The sequence below is a fragment of the Escherichia sp. HH091_1A genome (genome assembly GCF_030295175.1).
GTDB lineage: Bacteria > Pseudomonadota > Gammaproteobacteria > Enterobacterales > Enterobacteriaceae > Escherichia > Escherichia coli_F.
Genome location: NZ_AP025747.1, coordinates 5304089 through 5320854, shown reverse-complemented (window position 1 = coordinate 5320854; position 16766 = coordinate 5304089). Strand labels below are relative to the sequence as shown.

Annotated in this window: 30 protein-coding genes; all 30 read right to left on the bottom strand. The window is 55.5% G+C overall.

The window, feature by feature from the left end; genetic code table 11:
* Positions 1-9: 9 nt before the first annotated feature.
* Positions 10-393, bottom strand: a complete 384-nt coding sequence (locus tag QUF14_RS26355; protein WP_141220723.1) for a hypothetical protein — start codon at positions 391-393, stop codon at positions 10-12.
* Positions 390-764 (bottom strand): hypothetical protein, encoded by a 375-nt coding sequence (locus QUF14_RS26350; protein WP_000023097.1) that lies wholly within the window; start codon positions 762-764, stop codon positions 390-392. The genes QUF14_RS26355 and QUF14_RS26350 overlap by 4 nt, the downstream gene beginning before the upstream one ends.
* Positions 765-776: 12 nt before the next feature.
* Entirely contained in the window at positions 777-2198 is a 1422-nt protein-coding gene (locus QUF14_RS26345) for a phage tail sheath C-terminal domain-containing protein (RefSeq protein ID WP_286333184.1), read from the bottom strand.
* Positions 2191-2433 (bottom strand): DUF2635 domain-containing protein, encoded by a 243-nt coding sequence (locus QUF14_RS26340; protein WP_042966132.1) that lies wholly within the window; start codon positions 2431-2433, stop codon positions 2191-2193. The genes QUF14_RS26345 and QUF14_RS26340 overlap by 8 nt, the downstream gene beginning before the upstream one ends.
* Complete coding sequence (locus QUF14_RS26335; protein WP_071988111.1) at positions 2414-3052, bottom strand: DUF1834 family protein; 639 nt, start codon at positions 3050-3052, stop codon at positions 2414-2416. Before QUF14_RS26335 ends, QUF14_RS26340 begins: the two co-directional genes overlap by 20 nt.
* On the bottom strand, positions 3049-3480 hold the full coding sequence (locus QUF14_RS26330; protein ID WP_096913030.1) for a gp436 family protein: 432 nt from the start codon (positions 3478-3480) through the stop codon (positions 3049-3051). Before QUF14_RS26330 ends, QUF14_RS26335 begins: the two co-directional genes overlap by 4 nt.
* Before the next feature lie 3 nt (positions 3481-3483).
* On the bottom strand, positions 3484-3825 hold the full coding sequence (locus QUF14_RS26325; protein ID WP_001402713.1) for an HI1506-related protein: 342 nt from the start codon (positions 3823-3825) through the stop codon (positions 3484-3486).
* Positions 3826-3828: 3 nt separating this feature from the next.
* Positions 3829-4737, bottom strand: coding sequence for a Mu-like prophage major head subunit gpT family protein (locus QUF14_RS26320; protein ID WP_042966129.1), 909 nt, complete (start codon positions 4735-4737; stop codon positions 3829-3831).
* Positions 4738-4747: 10 nt separating this feature from the next.
* Positions 4748-5143 (bottom strand): hypothetical protein, encoded by a 396-nt coding sequence (locus tag QUF14_RS26315; RefSeq protein WP_042966128.1) that lies wholly within the window; start codon positions 5141-5143, stop codon positions 4748-4750.
* Positions 5144-6259: a phage protease gene (locus QUF14_RS26310; protein WP_042966148.1), complete on the bottom strand. Its 1116-nt coding sequence runs from the start codon at positions 6257-6259 to the stop codon at positions 5144-5146. It lies immediately after the preceding gene.
* A 209-nt stretch (positions 6260-6468) separates the two neighbouring features.
* Positions 6469-7020 carry a phage virion morphogenesis protein gene (locus tag QUF14_RS26305; protein ID WP_050937630.1) on the bottom strand — a complete coding sequence of 184 codons (552 nt, stop codon included), beginning with the start codon at positions 7018-7020 and terminating at the stop codon, positions 6469-6471.
* Positions 7017-8183: a phage head morphogenesis protein gene (locus tag QUF14_RS26300; RefSeq protein ID WP_042966127.1), complete on the bottom strand. Its 1167-nt coding sequence runs from the start codon at positions 8181-8183 to the stop codon at positions 7017-7019. The genes QUF14_RS26305 and QUF14_RS26300 overlap by 4 nt, the downstream gene beginning before the upstream one ends.
* Positions 8170-9765 (bottom strand): DUF935 domain-containing protein, encoded by a 1596-nt coding sequence (locus QUF14_RS26295; protein WP_047088854.1) that lies wholly within the window; start codon positions 9763-9765, stop codon positions 8170-8172. Before QUF14_RS26295 ends, QUF14_RS26300 begins: the two co-directional genes overlap by 14 nt.
* 3 nt (positions 9766-9768) lie before the next feature.
* On the bottom strand, positions 9769-11409 hold the full coding sequence (terL, locus tag QUF14_RS26290; protein ID WP_286333179.1) for a phage terminase large subunit: 1641 nt from the start codon (positions 11407-11409) through the stop codon (positions 9769-9771).
* A 52-nt stretch (positions 11410-11461) separates the two neighbouring features.
* On the bottom strand, positions 11462-11962 hold the full coding sequence (locus tag QUF14_RS26285) for a DUF1804 family protein (protein ID WP_286333178.1): 501 nt from the start codon (positions 11960-11962) through the stop codon (positions 11462-11464).
* Complete coding sequence (locus QUF14_RS26280) at positions 11962-12114, bottom strand: hypothetical protein (protein WP_162838175.1); 153 nt, start codon at positions 12112-12114, stop codon at positions 11962-11964. The genes QUF14_RS26285 and QUF14_RS26280 overlap by 1 nt, the downstream gene beginning before the upstream one ends.
* Positions 12101-12250 carry an SPASM domain-containing protein gene (locus tag QUF14_RS29110; protein WP_157839881.1) on the bottom strand — a complete coding sequence of 50 codons (150 nt, stop codon included), beginning with the start codon at positions 12248-12250 and terminating at the stop codon, positions 12101-12103. The genes QUF14_RS26280 and QUF14_RS29110 overlap by 14 nt, the downstream gene beginning before the upstream one ends.
* On the bottom strand, positions 12189-12371 hold the full coding sequence (locus QUF14_RS26275; protein ID WP_042966123.1) for a hypothetical protein: 183 nt from the start codon (positions 12369-12371) through the stop codon (positions 12189-12191). The genes QUF14_RS29110 and QUF14_RS26275 overlap by 62 nt, the downstream gene beginning before the upstream one ends.
* A gap of 13 nt (positions 12372-12384) precedes the next feature.
* Positions 12385-12762: a M15 family metallopeptidase gene (locus tag QUF14_RS26270; protein ID WP_042966122.1), complete on the bottom strand. Its 378-nt coding sequence runs from the start codon at positions 12760-12762 to the stop codon at positions 12385-12387.
* Positions 12763-12764: 2 nt separating this feature from the next.
* Positions 12765-13043 (bottom strand): phage holin family protein, encoded by a 279-nt coding sequence (locus tag QUF14_RS26265; RefSeq protein ID WP_000445984.1) that lies wholly within the window; start codon positions 13041-13043, stop codon positions 12765-12767.
* Complete coding sequence (locus tag QUF14_RS26260; protein ID WP_001372993.1) at positions 13033-13425, bottom strand: phage holin family protein; 393 nt, start codon at positions 13423-13425, stop codon at positions 13033-13035. The genes QUF14_RS26265 and QUF14_RS26260 overlap by 11 nt, the downstream gene beginning before the upstream one ends.
* A gap of 183 nt (positions 13426-13608) precedes the next feature.
* The gene (locus QUF14_RS26255; RefSeq protein WP_042971158.1) at positions 13609-13887 is read right to left on the bottom strand and encodes a hypothetical protein; all 279 of its coding nucleotides are present in this window, start codon (positions 13885-13887) and stop codon (positions 13609-13611) included.
* 25 nt (positions 13888-13912) lie between these two features.
* The gene (locus tag QUF14_RS26250; protein WP_047087262.1) at positions 13913-14380 is read right to left on the bottom strand and encodes a Mor transcription activator family protein; all 468 of its coding nucleotides are present in this window, start codon (positions 14378-14380) and stop codon (positions 13913-13915) included.
* A 94-nt stretch (positions 14381-14474) separates the two neighbouring features.
* Positions 14475-14954 carry a hypothetical protein gene (locus tag QUF14_RS26245; RefSeq protein ID WP_042970930.1) on the bottom strand — a complete coding sequence of 160 codons (480 nt, stop codon included), beginning with the start codon at positions 14952-14954 and terminating at the stop codon, positions 14475-14477.
* Positions 14951-15349, bottom strand: a complete 399-nt coding sequence (locus QUF14_RS26240) for a gp16 family protein (RefSeq protein WP_047087260.1) — start codon at positions 15347-15349, stop codon at positions 14951-14953. The genes QUF14_RS26245 and QUF14_RS26240 overlap by 4 nt, the downstream gene beginning before the upstream one ends.
* Positions 15321-15599 (bottom strand): hypothetical protein, encoded by a 279-nt coding sequence (locus QUF14_RS26235; RefSeq protein WP_021564522.1) that lies wholly within the window; start codon positions 15597-15599, stop codon positions 15321-15323. The genes QUF14_RS26240 and QUF14_RS26235 overlap by 29 nt, the downstream gene beginning before the upstream one ends.
* Positions 15600-15666: 67 nt before the next feature.
* Positions 15667-15849, bottom strand: a complete 183-nt coding sequence (locus tag QUF14_RS28950; protein ID WP_071940939.1) for a hypothetical protein — start codon at positions 15847-15849, stop codon at positions 15667-15669.
* A gap of 4 nt (positions 15850-15853) precedes the next feature.
* Complete coding sequence (locus QUF14_RS26230; RefSeq protein ID WP_042970913.1) at positions 15854-16162, bottom strand: hypothetical protein; 309 nt, start codon at positions 16160-16162, stop codon at positions 15854-15856.
* Positions 16159-16449 carry a DUF4752 family protein gene (locus QUF14_RS26225; RefSeq protein ID WP_042970909.1) on the bottom strand — a complete coding sequence of 97 codons (291 nt, stop codon included), beginning with the start codon at positions 16447-16449 and terminating at the stop codon, positions 16159-16161. Before QUF14_RS26225 ends, QUF14_RS26230 begins: the two co-directional genes overlap by 4 nt.
* Positions 16439-16669, bottom strand: a complete 231-nt coding sequence (locus tag QUF14_RS26220) for a hypothetical protein (RefSeq protein ID WP_286333177.1) — start codon at positions 16667-16669, stop codon at positions 16439-16441. The genes QUF14_RS26225 and QUF14_RS26220 overlap by 11 nt, the downstream gene beginning before the upstream one ends.
* Positions 16670-16766 lie beyond the last annotated feature (97 nt).

Sequence of the window (16766 nt, the reverse complement as noted above, 5' to 3'; positions counted from 1 at the left end):
GCTCTTCGGTTATTCCGTAGCGCCCGAGGATGAGGACTGCGAGCCGGAGTCCGGCGAGCCGGGATTCCCGCCGTTCCGCTTTACCTTCAGGACGTTGCGTGATGCCAGCAGAATATTAAAATCGTCCGGCGTCATGTTGTCGTGCAACAGCTCCGCCGTCAGTTCTTCCTGCGGAATATCCCCCAGACGGACCAGCGTTGCCGCCATCACCGCACAGCGGTAGTAATAATCCGCCGCGAAGCCATCCACCGTCTGAAAGCGTTCTTCAGTTTCTTCCAGTGCCTGCCCGTTATCACGCATGACCGGCAGACGCAGCTCAAAGTTTTTATGAACGGTGCCGTTAAATACCACGCCATCAGACAGTTCGCCGGTCTGTGTATTACTCAAAGTCATCCTGTCACCTTCCTGAGTGCAGCCATTTTGATATCAATTTTCGCTTCACTGTCGACGGTGTATTTCTCACCCACTTCAACAGTGAAGCAGTCCAGATAGGAGGTGCGCTTACCGCTGTTGCTGAGCGGATAAATTGAGATTTTCACACCTTCCAGATTTTCCCAGTCCGGCTCGTTGGTATCAGGGATAACCGCCGAAACTGAAATATCGTAAGTGGCAATGCCACGGGCAAAGCCTTTGGCCCTGCCGGTTTTGTTCATGGTCTTGACCAGCTTTCGCCCGGTGTTGATCTGAACATCGAAGTCGGTGATCTCGATTTCCTGGCTGTCCACCTCCAGCACAATCGAACCGACATATTCTTTAATGGACATTTACCGCGCTCCTTACAAAATCATGTCGATGCGACCGGCAAACACATGCAGGCCGTTAACCACATCCGCCGGAACCACGCAGTCGAGACGGTTTGCATCTTTCCCGTTTCGCTGAACGCGCAGCTTTGCTTTGTTCGCTTCCACGTTCTCCAGAATTTCCGCTTCCTCCAGCTTGATCAGCACGTCATACAGTTCGCTTTCCACTTTTGCGATAGTGCGGGTGCTGAGTTTTTCGCGCGGGAAGCGAAGGCTGATGCGTTCGCGGCACGCCTTGCGGGTGTAGTCCAGCGTTCTGATGGACGTGATATCCAGTAACGAGACGTCAGTCACGCCCTGTGCGTTAACCGTGTACGTACTGACCGCACGCACAATCTGCACCGTGTTACCCGGGCCAACCTCAACCGGCGTCAGGCCGTTATGCAGGGCGTTTTCCTGCTCGTTACGGCTTTCACGCTGTGACATGGCGACCACATCCAGCCCGGACAGCGCCAGCGAGTTCAGCGGACGCGCCGGGTCTTCCTCGCCCGCCATCACAGCGCCGTAGATGGCAGCCAGTACCGCTGGCAGCTTCACGGAGCCGCGATACCAGGGGACGGACACGCGCCCGCTGTTCACACCGGCTGCCAGGGTGATCCCGTTTCCGAGACTGCCCGTCCAGCCCGCACAGCCAATCGCGCCGCGCTGTTCCATCGCGTTCCCGGTTTTCTCCAGATGCTGCTTCAGGGCGGCAAGGGCTGGCGTGGTACTGAACGGACAAATCAGAATGTTGTGACCGGCGGCAAAGACCGCATCCAGTGCGGGCTGAATATCCGGGTCCATTTCACCGTTCGCCATCGGCGTGGCGCTCACGGTCAGACCACCTGCCGTGGTGGACGCTGACAGGGTGATGTCATTCCCCCAGGCTCCTTTGGTCCGGGTGGTCACCGTCAGCTGAGAGGTTTCTGATTTGTATTCCCCCGTCACCAGAAGCGAGGGCGTCTGCGTCATTGCTTCCACCAGTGCCGGAATGATTTTCGACGGTTCATCACCGGTTTCCACATCCACCGAAACCTGCTCACCGGCAACCCATATCGACAGTGTGCCGCTGCTGATTGCCGTACCGTTGACGGTAACCGCGCCGGTTGCTGCCTTTCCTGCGCCACTGTCTGCAATACCGATAACATCCAGTTGCAGATAGCTGTTGGCATTAATGGCCGCGCGCGCCATTGCAGCGGCCAGCGAACCGGCCCCGAAATACAAATCCGCTTCGTCTTCGGAATACACGGAAACGGCATTCAGGGGCGTGGCGGTGCCGCCTGACAGCATCGGACCAATCACAAGAACACGCTGTTCATTACCCGGCAGCGTGTTAACGGCCAGCCGGGTATTAAACTCAAAATGCACACCGGGCTTACGGATACCGCCCGAAATGGTGTCAAACTGAATTTCACTCATCGGAATCCACCTGTTTCTCTCTCTTCGCCTTCGCTTTTACCTGCACGGCGTCCTGTTCAGCCGTCACGGTGGTTTCAGGCTCATCCTTCACCAGAATCAGGTCACCGTCCTGAACGGCGCGCCGGTAATAAGCGGTGTTCTCAACGTTCACCGCTTCCGTGGTGATGTATTTCCGGGCGTTATCCTCCATCGGGAACTTCACCCCGGGAGCCGCCTTAACCTTCATTTTGTTCATGCTGTTGCTCTCTTAATTCATCCAGACCACAGATATCTGCGCCGTATTGCGTACCAATTCGCAGTAAATCCGGGTCAGGGTCTGACAGCCTGCCGTGGTAGCGGTTGAAGAGACGGTCCGCTTCTGCGCCGCGCTCCGGCCATTTGCCGTTCTCCAGCGCGTGCTCCACCCAGCGGGTATCGAACTCACAGGCAAACACGGACATTGCCCGCTCTGCCACGCCGGTGTTAAACAGCGTCCTGACCCGCCCGGGTTCGAAATAATCAATCTCCAGCCCCAAATCCTGACCGGTCAGCAGGCGACGGACGGATTCAACAAGCTGGTTTGTCCCGACTTCATCCCGGACAGTGCCTCCCTGTCTGGCGCTCTGTTCGCTGCGGGTGTTGTAATCACCCACCACAACCACAAAGCGTCCGGTGGCAATGTATTTCCGGCGTGACGTGGAATAGCGTTCGGTTTTCACGATGCCGCCGAACGTCACCCAGGCTGCCGGAAGGCTGCGAACAATCCGGCCCGGGTCTTCATCCAGTTCACCGGCATAGGTGCGGACATCCTGCACCATATGCCCCAGACCACAGCGCAGACGCTCAACCAGCGCCCGTTCAATGTCAGTAATCAGAATGCACCTCCCCGCGTGGACTCACGCCCGAACTGACGGGAGCCGGAGCGGATACGCACCTGTGACGATGACTGGATCACGCTGCCGGACGTATCCCGTCCGAGGTTGATTTGTCCTGCCGCGACTTTCTCCAGAAAGCGGATGGCATCCCGGTAGCGCATCTGAATTTCTTCTGAGCAGATACGGTAATCGGTCGCCAGGTGATAACGGGCGATATCGCAGCAGTAACCCACCAGTATCCCCGGGCTGTCAGGCCACGGGGTCCGGTAACGCCCCACCAGATAGCCATCAATCCAGGCACTGGCACGTGCAAGCGCGGAGGCCAGCTTTTCTTCGTCGATGAATCCCGTCATGTCTTCATCCGTCAGTGTGCGCGCCTCGCGTTCACTGAACGCCCTGATGAACTGTTCCGGTGTGGCGTAAGACATGGGTTACTTCTCCTTTTTGTCCGCTTTTTGTGTTTTCTGTGCGGCGTTCAGCTGTGCGGTCAGTTCACTGACTTTCTGGCGTTCTTCTTCCAGTTGCGCCGTCAGTTCGCTGACTTTCTGACGCTCGGCATCCAGCTGTGCGGCCAGCTCATCACCCCGGGCCGCGTCGTTCTGGCCGGACGCTTTATCGCGCTCCACCACAATCAGCATGGGGTCAGCCTTCAGCACCGCCAGCTGTTCCGGGGTGAACGCATCCGCAGGCCATTCCTTCGTGGTTGCGCTGTGTGCCACACCGCAGCGGCGAAAACCCTCACGGCGGGCGGTAATTTCAATCACCTTTTCCATGCATTACTCCGTCGTACCATCAGAACCAAATGCCATCTGCCAGAAGCCGTAACCGCCGTTACAGCGCGCTTCGGCACCAAACAGGAACTTCTTACGCTTGAACACGTTGTCGCTGTTGTAGTCCGTCTGCTCCACAAAAACAGGCTTTTTACGCAGCTGATAAATCAGCGGTTTCACTGGTTTGGTGGTGTCAAACAGGAACCACGCAGAATCCGACGCCAGCTCCGGCATCACCAGCACTTCGGCGGTATTGCGGTACGGGTTCGGCGTGCCGTCCGGGAACTTCTCGGCGGTCATCAGGTAGTTCGCGTCATCCTCCAGCGCCGGTGGCACAACCAGCAGATTCGGGCGAATTTTGAGGGATGCGCCTTCGTCATCTTTCAGACTACGCATGGCCGTACGGGCGGCACCGTAGGAGGCTTTCGCCTCGGCAAGCGAGCCAACTTTGAGTTTTTTGGTGCCTTTGTTGGACACCGATTTACCGGCGACCAGGTGGTCGGTATCAAAGAACATCTGACCGTCGTAACAGGGATTGGTAAAACCGTTACTGATAAGGGACGCCACAATATCTGCTGGTAGCTCTGCCGCCGACTGTCCGGCCCCTTTCGCCTGAAGGGCATAGCCCATAATCTGGTCGTCCTCGATGTCGTTACGATCGACTTCAACCGTGGCTTCCCAGTCCTTGTTACGGATGGTGTAGTTAAATGCCGCCAGTGATTTAACGACCTTGTCACCAATCCACTCGCGCATTTTCGGGAAACGACTTAACCAGCTGTAGTCGTTCTCCTTGCCGTTTGATGGCACTTCCATTGCCACCTTCTGCCAGTCAGTTGGTGACTGGTCGAAGGCTTTCTGGAAGGTGGCCTTCAGATTGATAAAAATCTGTTTGACGTTTTTAACGTTGACTATCACGTTTTGCTCCTTAACTGAAATGAACCCAGACGCCATCGTCACCGATGCCGATTATTTTCCCGGCGACAGGGCGGGCGCTGCTGTTGTCGGTTTTTGCCACGGTCACGCTGTCTTCCACGTAGCACACCTTGCCGACCTGCGATTGCGTGACCGGGTCTGAGGTGCTGTTCGCCATCAGAAAGGCTTTGCCGCAACGCACCAGAACGGTGGCGTCGCCATCGCTGCCGGTGCTGTTATCCACCCAGCCATCAGACACGCCCAGCGTAATCTGTGAGGCCGTGGCACTGGCCGGAACGGCATAACCGGATGCGTTAACGGCCACCATATGGCCGCCAAAAATTTCGGTCGCAGCGGCAACCGGCACCGGGTTCAGCTCGCCGTCACGATAGGGGGTATTGCGATCCATTTACTTGTCTCCTGCGTAACGGGCGACATCCTCTGGATCAACGCCCATCATTGAACAAATGGCGATATCGACATCGATGTCATCACCGGTTTTAATCTGCGCCGGGGCAGGCGACGGCGTTTGGGGTGGTTTACCGCCGGTCTGGGTCTGACTGAGTGCAACAAGTTTTGGTGCGTTATCCAGCCAGGACTTAAAGCCGTTGATATCGCGGCTGGCGTAATCTTTCGCCCAGTCTTCCTGCGCCGGAAGCAGTCGCCCGTCAGACAGCGCCGCCTGAATCAGTGCCCCGGCTTCGGCCTCACCGGACTGTTGCGCCAGTGCGGCATAACGCCCCTGAAGTTCTTCAAAGGCCGCAAGGGAAATGTGTTTTGACGGGTCATAGGCACTGGCTGACAGGCTGGCGATTTGCTCGTCTTTCTGATTCAGCAGGGCCAGCAGGCTGACGGATGCCGCCGCCGTTCCCTGACCGTTCGAAATCATGTCAACGACCTTTTGCAGCTCGTTTTTGATATCTTCCGCCGTTGAGGTAACCGGGAGGTTAAGCATCCAGCGCAGACTGGACAGCAAGTCGTTTAACAGTTCTTCATCCACCGTTGTGTTCTCCGTTTCAGTTGACAGACTCGCCAGACGGCTGGCCGCAGCCAGCATGACCGCGTCCATACCGTCGAGCGCCGGGGTATTGGTCAGCGCAGCATGTAACAGCTCCAGCACTTCGCCGCGCTTGTTGTAGGCAAAAACAGGGGAAATAAATTTGTACTCACCGGCGGCAATCATGGCCGCCGCGTTATCCGTCCACTCCACACCGGTGGCATACAGGCCCGCGCCTTCTCGCCATTCCACCTGGCTGAACCAGCCCGCCGCCGGGGCGGGCTTGCCGTTGTTTACGGCGCGCAGCGTCTGATGTTCGTAATCAATGACAAAAGGCGTGGTACGGGCGGCCACCTGCGCGACAAGCTGCGCGGCCAGTTCAGCGGTCAGCACCCATTTACCGCTTTCGACTTCATCGGTATGTGGGCGACCATCCACCGCGCTGAACTCGCCCGCCGGAAACAGCTGGATTTCGCTGTGGGTTGCTTTAGTAATTTCGAGGCTTAACGCCGCAATGTTCAGTTTCATACGCGGCATGATGACGGAAGGGGAACACGGGGTACTGTGGAGGGTGTTCAGCACCCAGCCATAACGCGAAAGGATAAAAGGGGAAATAAAACCGTTTTTAAAACCCTTTTAAAAACGATTCTGACAGCATTTACGGGGTGCGGTGCTGTAATGCCTCATCCGTGAGGCGTTTATGTTGCCACAGACGATTACAGCGCGTTTGTGGTCATTCAGTCAATCACACGCGCAAAATAGCGGTTTGCGGTGTTCTCCAGCTCGTCGATGTCGTCCTGTACAAGCTGAAGGAAGGGGCGCGCGGGCATGTTGACCGTATACGCTCCGACCGTTGCGCTCTGCACAAAATTACTGTTGCGCTTTTTCACAAAGCGGGTGCTGACGCTGCCGTTTTTGTACTGTTTAAAATACAGGTTCTGCGTCCGTGCCTGATGGCGGATTTCGCCGCCTTCGTTGTGGATACGGGCATAACGGACGTTTGTCCCGACCGTGGCCTCGTTATTGTTAACCGCAGAGCGGATACTGGCAGCCAGTCGCCCGGATTTCTGAAGGATTTGCCCGGGGCCGCGCCGTTTCGCATAAGCCGGACTCCAGCCCATCCATTTCGGGCGCCCCTGTTGTTCAAAGTTAGTCTCAACCGCATCCAGCATGGAACCCGCAAGTGCCGTCATCAGATCGCGCCGGTCCTTCACGGAACGAATCAGTTTCCCCAGCGTGGTGTTATACGCGCTTAAATCAATCTTAATATCCAGTTTACCGTTGCTCATGATGCCTCCGGGGTATCCTGCATAACCCAGTCTGTCAGCACGTCATCCTCAACCGTCGCCACTGACCAGCGGTCGCCCGACTGTAACGCATACCGCCACGCGTTGCCGTCCTGCGTGACATGCTCCGCCCGTTCGATGGTCTGCTGCATCAGCACATAGTCGGCGGCGGCCGGGGGCGTGTCTGTTGCACTGAGGCGCTTCATAACGTCAGCCGTAAGGTTTACCGTCTGCCGTGCAGCGCCCGTGGCGGCGACCTGTTCCGGTGAACGGATGGCCAGCGGATATCGCTGGCGCGCATCCAGTTCGCTGACGTTCGCCAGTCCCCGGGCAAAATCCGGCCCGGTCAGAGTGCCGGTGACATACTGGCGGGCACTGCGGTAATCATATTTCTCCAGTTCCGGCTGCCATGCCACCCGACCGGGATTAAATCCGAAGCCCGGGTCGGCGGTATACACGGAGCCGTCCGGCATCTTCAGTCCCATTGTTCTGATGGTCAGGCCCGGCTGGCCATATTCCTGCTCAACCTCAACCAGTCGCCCCTCGCTGCTCTGCACCGTCAGGCCATATTTCTCCACATCAGACGCCGAACGCGCCCGGATACGGCAGCGGCATCCGTACCCGTCAGGGGCGTAGAAATACTCCCAGACCGGGTCATCCGCCCGGGCGGTAAAGCCGTTCAGGGCGGCGTGTTTCGGGCGTGTGTGAAGGTCCATCACCGCCACGCGCTCAAAATAAGGCCGGTCGGCCACGTTCGCCATCTGTTGCTGATAACGTCCGGCGTTGTAGGACGACTGAATGTTGGTATCAAATATCGTGCGCAACCGGCGCGGCGTCAGCTGTCTGCCGTGCAGTTCGCCGGTGTCCTCGTCCACAATCAGTTTTTTACCCAGCCAGCCTTTTTTCTCCAGCAGTGGCTCCAGTTGTGCAGCAAACTCCCGGAACGTCCCGCCGTCAGCCAGTGCGGCCGTCAGGCCATCACGGATATCCTTCAGCACATCCAGTTTCAGCACGCCAGCCACCGTGAACGCCCGGGCGTTGGCGATATCCTTCACATCGTGCCAGCGGAAGCCGATAACGTATCCCTTACTTTCGAAATACTTAATCGCTTCTTCCGGTTTCAGTGTGTACGCATACCCCAGGTCAACATCGTCAGCTGTCGGCATTCAGTCGCCCCCAGATATCCGCCACAAAGAATGCCTGCGCCAGCAACTGCCGCAGTGTGTCATCCGGCAGCTCCGTCCATGCATCCGCCAGTACGTTCATGACCTCGTCTGCATTCCGGCCTTCCTGTATGGCCTGCACCAGCGGGGCCACCAGTTCGTTCATTCCCTGCGCGATGGCCTCTGCCGGAAGTGCTGCCCGGTCGATGGCGCGCTGTGCCGGGTCGTCCTCCCCGTTGTCCTGCTGACTGAGTGCGGCAACATTCATCCGCTCACGCAGCTGGCTGAGACCGGCCTGCACAGGGAGACGCTGTGCCACCGGAACCAGTACCTCTTCGCCGTCTTTCGGGGTGGGGATACCGGTTTTTTTGCGCACCCACGACACCGGGATATCCTTCATTCCCACATTGTTGACCAGCACACTGACGGCTTCCGCCACCCCCTTAATGTCGGCTTCCTGCTGCACATCAAACACCAGACGCGGCAGACGGCGTGGCGGGATATCCTGCCAGCCGTTGAGGCTGGCCATCATCTGTATCAGGCTGCTGAACATGCCGGACAGCTGGCGCGCATCGGCGGCCAGAATGTCGTGCCGGACCTCGTTATGCACATTACCCAGCGCGTTGGTGGAGGTTTTACCGTCAGCCTGGCTGGTCAGCGTACTGCCCAGAATCACTTTTGAGGTGGTACGCTCCGCCCATTCCACCATCGACATGAACGCCTCCGGCCCACCGGACGCGGCTTCCTTGAACTCGATTTCGTTACCCTGCGGCAGGGCTGCCACCGCTTCATGGCCCAGATTAACCAGGGCTTCGAGAATGTTGTCCCGGTCTTCGTCACTGGTGCCCTGTGCATAGTACGCAATGCGCGCCGGAAGGCCGTAAATCTCCAGAAATTCCGCCATATCACGCAGCGCGAAGTTTTTGAACAGATACGGCCAGACCAGTACGCGGAACAGGCCGGATGAACCCAGGAACCCCGACCGGGCGTTGTAACGGTGAACCAGCCAGCCGAACGGCCACAATGCGGAACCGTCCTTACCATCTTCCCCACGGTTGCCGTCATCCAGCCGGAGTTCGTCATTGTGTTCCGGCAGGGTAATAAACCAGTTATGCGGGCGCAGCGTCACCGCATCCGGTAACCACGTTTTATCCACGAACGCCCAGCTGATTTCCTGACAGCTGAAGCCATAACCGACACTGCTCATCCCGTTGAGGATGATGTCCTCCATATCCGGGATACCGTGCAGCCACTCATCCACGGCAGCGGCCAGTTCCTTTTCTGCCTTCGAGGCATTGCGGGGCGGCTCCACCGACCAGTCCAGCGTCAGCAACGCTTTTTTGCGCTTTTCCATCTCGGCGAACAGATGGCCATCACGTTCTTCCATATCCGCAAACAGCATCGCCTGCGCCGGAAGATAACCGCGTTCGGCAGCTTCCAGAATGCGCGGCAGTTTTCTGATGTTCAGACCACGGGACGGGTGGTCGGGATAAATGCGCAGCCGTTCTGCCACTCTGACCGACTGCGTGGTTTTGAGTGCCTCACGTTTCAGCGGGCGTCCGTAAATATCAACAAGCTGTGCCATTAATTACCATCCTCCTGAACCAAAACGCCCGCCACGGTCACGCCCGCTGCTGCGTGGGGTGTGAATCTGAAATTTTGCGCTGCGCGAAACCGCCAGCGTCCACAGCATGTGCAGACAGTCCGGGCCATCATCGTGGTCGGCTTTGGGGTAGTGGCGCAGCTGGTCAATCAGTGTCTGATGTGTGTGACTGATGCGAATCAGGCCGTTGGCCATATGCGGCTGAAGGGATTCGATACGCAGCGCCTTATCCTCCAGCGGGATGACCGGCAGCGCCGGAACCGGCACACCCAGCGCCGCCGAACGCTCAACCAGCACGGTACGCAGAAACTCCTGAAACTGGACGGACTCAAACGACCAGCACAGGCAGTGATATTCCCGCTGATACTTAATCACGTCTTCGATAATTTTATTCGGCAGTCGTCGGCGGATATCGGCTTCAACCACATCCAGAATGCCGGTAAAACGGTTAAAGCCCCCCACGAAAATGGCCGACGGGTCGCGGTTTTTATTCTTCTTCCCGAGGCTGGGGTCAACAGCGCCGTAGAACACCCATTCATCAAGACGGTTAACCCAGAACTTAATGCAGCCCGCAAACAGCGCATCTTCACCGCTGACCGGGTCGTTCTGGTATTCAGAATCAAAGGTGTCGTGACCGTCACGGACACGGATTTTCATCAGCGCCAGCAGGGGCCGCGCCGCCCATGACACCACCGACCCGGCGAGCATATCGGCTTCGTTCTGCTGATAAAGTGCCTCCGCCGCTTCCGGCTGTTTGTTGCGGATGAGTTCTTCCCACTCGTCCCACAGCTTCATATTGGCAGGCCACTGAATGACGGCCTTAAAACGGGCCGTTTTCCACATCGGGTTATTGAGTGTGCGCGACAGCACGGAGTCGTAATGCAGGATGGTCCCGATATAAATAATATCGGTTTTACCGCCAGCCTCGCCCAGTGGCATCACGGTTTTGGTGAGCCAGTCATGCAGCTTGTCGCGCTGCTCCGGGTTACGCACCATCTCGTCGTTCTCGATATCGTCGAGGATAATCAGGTCAGGACGGTACGGACCGTGGCGCAGACCACGCAGTTTTTTACCACTACCGGCAACGGTCACCTTGATATTGTTGGCCGTGACGATGGTCCCCATACGCCAGACGCGACCCTGCCCGCACACCTCCGGGAAATCGTTTTTTAAACGGGGGTTAAACTCCAGTTCAGCCTTGATGGCTTCCAGCATCGGATAAGCCTGGTCGATACTGTCCATAATGATGACCGGGTAATGCTTAATGGCCCGGATAATGGTCCACAGGGTAAACAGCTGAGTCACCAGCGTGGATTTTGCTTCACCACGGGGCGCGGCGATGGCGTCGTTCTCCGGGTCCGGGCTTGCCACAACCTGTGGCAGACGGCTGAACAGGTATTTATGCAGCTCGCTTTTTGCCGGGTTGCGGACGTAGTGCGGGAAATAGTTTTCGACAAAATAATCGTAGCCCGTCACCGGGTCACAGACTGCCGCCCGGCGGGCCTGTGTGGCCTGCGGGTTAACATCGAACCCCAGACATTCAGCCTCAATGGTCTGGCGGAGGTTGGCGATGTACTCCTGTAAGCTTCTCTGAAACTCTTTAATGGAAAGTTTACGTTTTGCCACGTCACACCTGGTATACAAATATCAGACGGCCCGGAAAACCGGGCCGCTGTGGTTAACTGAAATTATCCTCAAGCTCTTTAGTGAAGCCTTCGAGCACCTCAAGAAACGGGGCATACTGTGCCGGATGACGCTCCTTGATGAACGCGCCGAGCCGCTGCACCACTTCCAGTGCCGTGGCGAGCCGGTCGGTTTCCGGCAGGATTTTTTTACTGCTGGCCACCGCCTTACTGAGACTGTCAGACAGACTCGCCAGCAGTTCGACGGACTCCTGCGGCGGGATGTCCGGGTTCTGGTTCAGCCGTTCAAGCGTCGTCTGACACTTCACCACCAGACTGATAAGCACGGTGCGGGCGACACTTTCCAGCCCGTCACCGGCGAGCGCGTGAGCGGCCCGCAGCTTGTCCCAGTCGTCACCGTTCTTCATCGCCTGCGTTTTCCAGCGCCGCGCGGTATCGTGCGGCACGGCGTACTTCATGGCGACGATATCCAGCGGAAGCTGGTCAAAGATGTACCCGTTACGGACTTTGTCCCTGATATCCTGTGACCACGCCATTAAGTGTCCTTCTGAGCCTGTTCAATCCTGCGCTGAACTTCGTCGGGATTTTCAAGAACGAACACGTTTTTCCCGGTATCCAGTTCAATGACAGTGCCATCATGTGTACCGTGCTGACGGTAAAAATGGGTGATGCGTTCAGCGAGCACCATGACAGCGCCTGCACCTCCTGAACCTGTGTATTCTGTAAATCTGATAACGCTCACTGTGCCAGACCTTCAAAAAATCAGTTCTGCGAACACTGCCGGATACCGTCGATAATCCGGCAGACCTGTGCCGCCGCGTCAAACAGCTGGCCCGCTCTGTTAATGTCAGTGCATCCCACCGGAAGCAACATCACCAGAAACAGGGCCAGAACACAGCGCACGGCTTTACGTGGCGTTCTGTGGGGCCAGTGACTTCTGTTCATAATCCCTCCCGCATCAGCGTTTTAACTGGAAATGAGGCCCGTCTTTCAGCGTTTTCCAGTCTCCGCCCCATTCGATGGCGACACCCAGCTCTGCGGCAGCCTGTTTAAAGGCTCGGGCGATTTTTTCGTATAACGGCCAGTCCCATGAAATGGTGCCACCAACGTAAGCCACGACATCAACAGCATCGCCAGTAAGGTGACGGCTGTTCATGGTCTGGCTCTTGCCTTCAGCGACAAGTTGTTTCTGACGTTCTTTCGTGCGTAAACCTTCGGTAATACCAAAATCGACGTCCGACAACGCCAGCGCACGGCGTACAACCGCCACCAGTTGTGGTTTTACGCCAGCCAGATTTTTCTCGCTACGTTGACTGAAACGGAATTTTTCCGACATATTCACCTCCGCAGTAACGAAAGGATTTTTGACAAATTCCCGTGCGCCCACACGATAAGCGCACAGAACACCAGATTCAGCGCCACAACCAGCCAGCTGGAGTGTGTGTATGTACCTGACAGCCAGCGGAACGGGATGATGATGTAGCCGAGCATCAGCCAGTACGCCAGCCAGGTAATCATCGGTTTATGCGCCGCACCGTGACGGCGATACACAAACAACCCCAGCACAATGGCGAGACACAGCCAGACATTCACGATACCGGCAAGGCTACTTTCCATTTCCACCCCCTCCGCCGCGCAGTCTGGAAAACAGGCCGAACAGCGATGAAATTTCCTGTTGATAAAGAAAGGTCAGTATCTTGATGGATAACGCCGAGACACCGACCGCACACAATGCATCGAGCGGCTTGTCGTTGTAGTGGGTCAGCCACTGCATCAGTGACGCAGCCACGCCAGCCCCCAGAACGCCAACCACAAACGCGACGAGCAGGTGGATGGCCATTCGCCACACCGGGATTTCTTTCTGTTGCGTGACAACAAAAAGCGCCCCGGCAAACGCGCCCACCACGACGCCAAAATCGGTATTGGTGAGAAGACCAAACACACTGGCACCACCGATGGTGACTGCCACAGCTCCGCCGCCTGATAAGGGTTCAGACATGAGTTTCTCCTGTAAATCTGAGCCACTGACGGCCCGTAAATAACACCCGGTCAAAGGCACAGAATGACTTTTGCCGGGCGCTATCCCTTAAGGTGCCTTGTGGTCTGAGTGGAGAGGGTAAACGGTCTGGTGTGGTGGGTACTGCTGGGGGAGTTCAGCACCCCGCCGCGGCGGGGTGCTAAATCAGAAGCGGGAAAGAGAATCCGGCGTAATAAGAGGTTTATTACAAAGCGGAGCAGAGGCGTTCGCCTTTTCCATCGCTGCGCGCATCTCGTTTTCGCTGGCGATGATGTCAGCAATGGCACACTGCAACGCTTCTTCCTGAACAACCATATCCGGTTGTTCGGCCATTCGGTTTAGCTGGCTGGCCAGATTTTTCATATAAGCGAAGCGGCGTCCGGCAGCATCCCGGGCCTGCTCTGAGTAGGCCGTATACTCGCCTGGTGCCGTATAGTTGGTCATAAGTGTCTCCTTTTTCTGAGGCCTGTTAATCAAAAAGCCCCACCTGGGTGGGGCTTTTCAGCGAAGTCTGTTTTTGTCGTCGGTGTATCAGTTGCCATGCGTACCGGTCTGAAATCCCGTAACGGGGACAGAGTAGTGCCAGCGCCTGCCGGTGTGAGCATCCGTCTTTTACATGCTGCTGTAAATCAGCCATAAAACGGGTGTTACGCAGGGCACGTAACGCATGATCGCAACGAGGAATGTAAAACGGTGCACCGCCAAGAAAGCGGATCAATTTGTTGATTTCGTCTTCGGTCAGCACGTCATGTAACAGGGCATGGACACCGCCGGTGCGTCCGGCGTGTGCGCCGGTTTTACCGCTTAACGTCACGCCACCAAAAGAACGGATTAACCGGGTCAGGGCGGGGAAGCCAATCACGCTAATCAGTTGCTGTACGGAATCGGGCAGCAGTACCTGCGCATCGCGAAGATCTGTTTCACTGAAGGTCTGCATGATGGCGTCTCCGGTAGTAACTTACTGTTATTATAGCCATACATGATCGCCTGTACAGTTCATAAAAAACCTCCGCGTTTGCGGAGGTTCCTGTTTATTCATCCCAGACATTAACAATGGCAAGGTCTTTTCTGGCCTCTATACGTTCTTTACCAAAGACGAATTGATCAAAGCAATCCATGCGATCCTGTATAAACAAACTTCTGGAACGCTCGAGAAACTGTTTGTTGTTGCCGAGGACGTTAGACCAGTAATCCTGTAGTTGAATCCCCATATTTACACAGGAACTATAAACAGGATCGAAGCCATTACCGCCAATTTTCTCTATTTGTTTATCGAATTCCTTCAGGCCTGTTATGACCTTACGCCATTTTTCAGGGTTACCGTTATTATATTCTGATGCAGCGTCTGGCATGTCATAATAGAGTTTCAGGCTTTCCCTCAGAAGTTGCTCAACCTGTGGTTTCATATCCTGATAACGTTTCAGTTCCTTTTGCGCCTGTTCCTCTGTCTGAGCCAACGCAGAACAAGAGAAAATAACCCCTACTAAACAAAACAACCATTTTTTCATCATTGATTTCTCCTTCTTGAATCTTTAACCAGCGCCACCATTACCCCAAAAAGCTGTTCATCCGTCAGCCATTCGATCACATGTTGCTTATACATGTGAGATGCCAGCCCTTCTGCATATGCCCAGGAACGACCGGCATCAGCCAGCAACGCTTCAATTTTGGATAATACTGATTTTCTGCTCATTGCAACACGGGGGCGGCGACCTTTACCGGCGGGTGCTTTGCGCGGAAATCCCTGTTCGTGCATGTATTCCCGGATGATGCGCAGTTCATCGAGGTTGCAGCGTGTGGTGCTGGTTTTACCGGTCAGGCGGGCCAGCGTCTGGCGATAAAGGACATCATCCCACCCCAGATACGCCTGACCGGCTTTAATGGCTCCGATCATCTTTTTCAGCATGTTTGTTATCCTCAAAACGCACGGTAAAACGTGAAACGCCAATCCCTGACAGGAACGCGGCGGCACGGTCAAGAGACAGCCACGTCTTGTAATCGCCACGGCGTTCCTGTAGAAAATAAGACACACCAGCGCGGCGATTCACAGCGAAGAGGTGATACACACCACCGAACCTCTGCACGACGAACTCATCCACGCCACCGCTTTCAGCCTGCTGCCGGAAGGCTGCCATTCCGATTTGTTCAATCTTCATAATGACCAAAACATCGCTTTTGGCAGACCAAAACATATATTTTGGTCTGCTATTGGTTATTATTTAATTACTTTGCGTTAGTGTGATTCTTCCAGCGGTTTTGCGCCGCGCTGGGCTTTTTGCAACAACTGTGCCCCATCACACCACGACACCCCGTCAACCTCACTCGTCTGTTACTAATCCTCAACCATCGCCAGACCCCAACACCGTTTCTGCGAGCTAACAGAATTTTTGCCTTACGGTTTTTCATCTGATTATTCCCCTGAAACCAGTTCTGAATAAATGACTGTTGTTGCAATACGCTCCCGTAATTGCTGCGTTCCGTGGTATTTGATTGCCACATCTCGTAACTGATTAACCAGCTCTCTGACCTGATGCTCCTTTACTCTCAGCGTCACTGGAATGATTCCAGCACTCCGGCGTTCCTGAAGTTCAACCAGGGACTGCCGTAAAAGCATCCACCACTCTCTGTCTACAATCGGTCCGCGCATATCAAGCATTTTGTCAGCATCGGCAATCAGTCTGGTCAGGCTCTTATCGCTTATTCTGGTTTGCTGGTTCACTGCGCCGCCTCCTGTTCATTTTTTTCACTCCGGTATACCAAAATCACGACATCTCCCTGGGTAATTACGCGTGCCGGGTCTCCCTGTTGCATACGGTCAATATCAAAAGCGTCATTAAACGCATTTAGTGCCTTCACGCGCTTGTCTTTGCGGCAACGTTTTTCACATTGCTTAAAGAACGAAGAAATCAACCACCTGAATGACATAAAAGTGATATAGCCATAACCGATAAGCGCCAGACCTGTATTCATGGCTACATCGATCGTTATCGTTTTATCAATGACCATTGCAAGCCTCCTGTTTTGCCACTTTAAACGCCCGCAACATCGGGACCGTTTTACCGCTGATGACAGTGTTCATAACAATACCGATTCCACTGTGATGTAACGCTCCCGGTGCAACAAACAGCGCAGCATCTACAACTCTGAAGTAACGGTGGAACTCCCAGAACCAACAAGAAATAGTGATAGTTGCGGTGACCCCATGGTCATAAAATTCAATTTTCATTTGCAGTTAAACCTTCTCTTATGACGTTCTACGGCAGCCTTCATATTGTTGTGCACGGTTCTTTTAATAATCCGACGTCCCACACTGTCATAGAACC

What these genes read in the sequence shown, in the direction of transcription:
- QUF14_RS26355 (WP_141220723.1), bottom strand. Translation starts at nt 393, where the DNA reads ATGACTTTGAGTAATACACAGACCGGCGAACTGTCTGATGGCGTGGTA.
- QUF14_RS26350 (WP_000023097.1), bottom strand. Translation starts at nt 764, where the DNA reads ATGTCCATTAAAGAATATGTCGGTTCGATTGTGCTGGAGGTGGACAGC.
- QUF14_RS26345 (WP_286333184.1), bottom strand. Translation starts at nt 2,198, where the DNA reads ATGAGTGAAATTCAGTTTGACACCATTTCGGGCGGTATCCGTAAGCCC.
- QUF14_RS26340 (WP_042966132.1), bottom strand. Translation starts at nt 2,433, where the DNA reads ATGAACAAAATGAAGGTTAAGGCGGCTCCCGGGGTGAAGTTCCCGATG.
- QUF14_RS26330 (WP_096913030.1), bottom strand. Translation starts at nt 3,480, where the DNA reads ATGTCTTACGCCACACCGGAACAGTTCATCAGGGCGTTCAGTGAACGC.
- QUF14_RS26325 (WP_001402713.1), bottom strand. Translation starts at nt 3,825, where the DNA reads ATGGAAAAGGTGATTGAAATTACCGCCCGCCGTGAGGGTTTTCGCCGC.
- QUF14_RS26315 (WP_042966128.1), bottom strand. Translation starts at nt 5,143, where the DNA reads ATGGATCGCAATACCCCCTATCGTGACGGCGAGCTGAACCCGGTGCCG.
- QUF14_RS26310 (WP_042966148.1), bottom strand. Translation starts at nt 6,259, where the DNA reads ATGAAACTGAACATTGCGGCGTTAAGCCTCGAAATTACTAAAGCAACC.
- QUF14_RS26305 (WP_050937630.1), bottom strand. Translation starts at nt 7,020, where the DNA reads ATGAGCAACGGTAAACTGGATATTAAGATTGATTTAAGCGCGTATAAC.
- QUF14_RS26300 (WP_042966127.1), bottom strand. Translation starts at nt 8,183, where the DNA reads ATGCCGACAGCTGACGATGTTGACCTGGGGTATGCGTACACACTGAAA.
- QUF14_RS26295 (WP_047088854.1), bottom strand. Translation starts at nt 9,765, where the DNA reads ATGGCACAGCTTGTTGATATTTACGGACGCCCGCTGAAACGTGAGGCA.
- QUF14_RS26285 (WP_286333178.1), bottom strand. Translation starts at nt 11,962, where the DNA reads ATGGCGTGGTCACAGGATATCAGGGACAAAGTCCGTAACGGGTACATC.
- QUF14_RS26280 (WP_162838175.1), bottom strand. Translation starts at nt 12,114, where the DNA reads ATGGTGCTCGCTGAACGCATCACCCATTTTTACCGTCAGCACGGTACA.
- QUF14_RS26275 (WP_042966123.1), bottom strand. Translation starts at nt 12,371, where the DNA reads ATGAACAGAAGTCACTGGCCCCACAGAACGCCACGTAAAGCCGTGCGC.
- QUF14_RS26270 (WP_042966122.1), bottom strand. Translation starts at nt 12,762, where the DNA reads ATGTCGGAAAAATTCCGTTTCAGTCAACGTAGCGAGAAAAATCTGGCT.
- QUF14_RS26265 (WP_000445984.1), bottom strand. Translation starts at nt 13,043, where the DNA reads ATGGAAAGTAGCCTTGCCGGTATCGTGAATGTCTGGCTGTGTCTCGCC.
- QUF14_RS26260 (WP_001372993.1), bottom strand. Translation starts at nt 13,425, where the DNA reads ATGTCTGAACCCTTATCAGGCGGCGGAGCTGTGGCAGTCACCATCGGT.
- QUF14_RS26255 (WP_042971158.1), bottom strand. Translation starts at nt 13,887, where the DNA reads ATGACCAACTATACGGCACCAGGCGAGTATACGGCCTACTCAGAGCAG.
- QUF14_RS26250 (WP_047087262.1), bottom strand. Translation starts at nt 14,380, where the DNA reads ATGCAGACCTTCAGTGAAACAGATCTTCGCGATGCGCAGGTACTGCTG.
- QUF14_RS26245 (WP_042970930.1), bottom strand. Translation starts at nt 14,954, where the DNA reads ATGATGAAAAAATGGTTGTTTTGTTTAGTAGGGGTTATTTTCTCTTGT.
- QUF14_RS26240 (WP_047087260.1), bottom strand. Translation starts at nt 15,349, where the DNA reads ATGCTGAAAAAGATGATCGGAGCCATTAAAGCCGGTCAGGCGTATCTG.
- QUF14_RS26235 (WP_021564522.1), bottom strand. Translation starts at nt 15,599, where the DNA reads ATGAAGATTGAACAAATCGGAATGGCAGCCTTCCGGCAGCAGGCTGAA.
- QUF14_RS28950 (WP_071940939.1), bottom strand. Translation starts at nt 15,849, where the DNA reads ATGAAAAACCGTAAGGCAAAAATTCTGTTAGCTCGCAGAAACGGTGTT.
- QUF14_RS26225 (WP_042970909.1), bottom strand. Translation starts at nt 16,449, where the DNA reads ATGGTCATTGATAAAACGATAACGATCGATGTAGCCATGAATACAGGT.
- QUF14_RS26220 (WP_286333177.1), bottom strand. Translation starts at nt 16,669, where the DNA reads ATGAAAATTGAATTTTATGACCATGGGGTCACCGCAACTATCACTATT.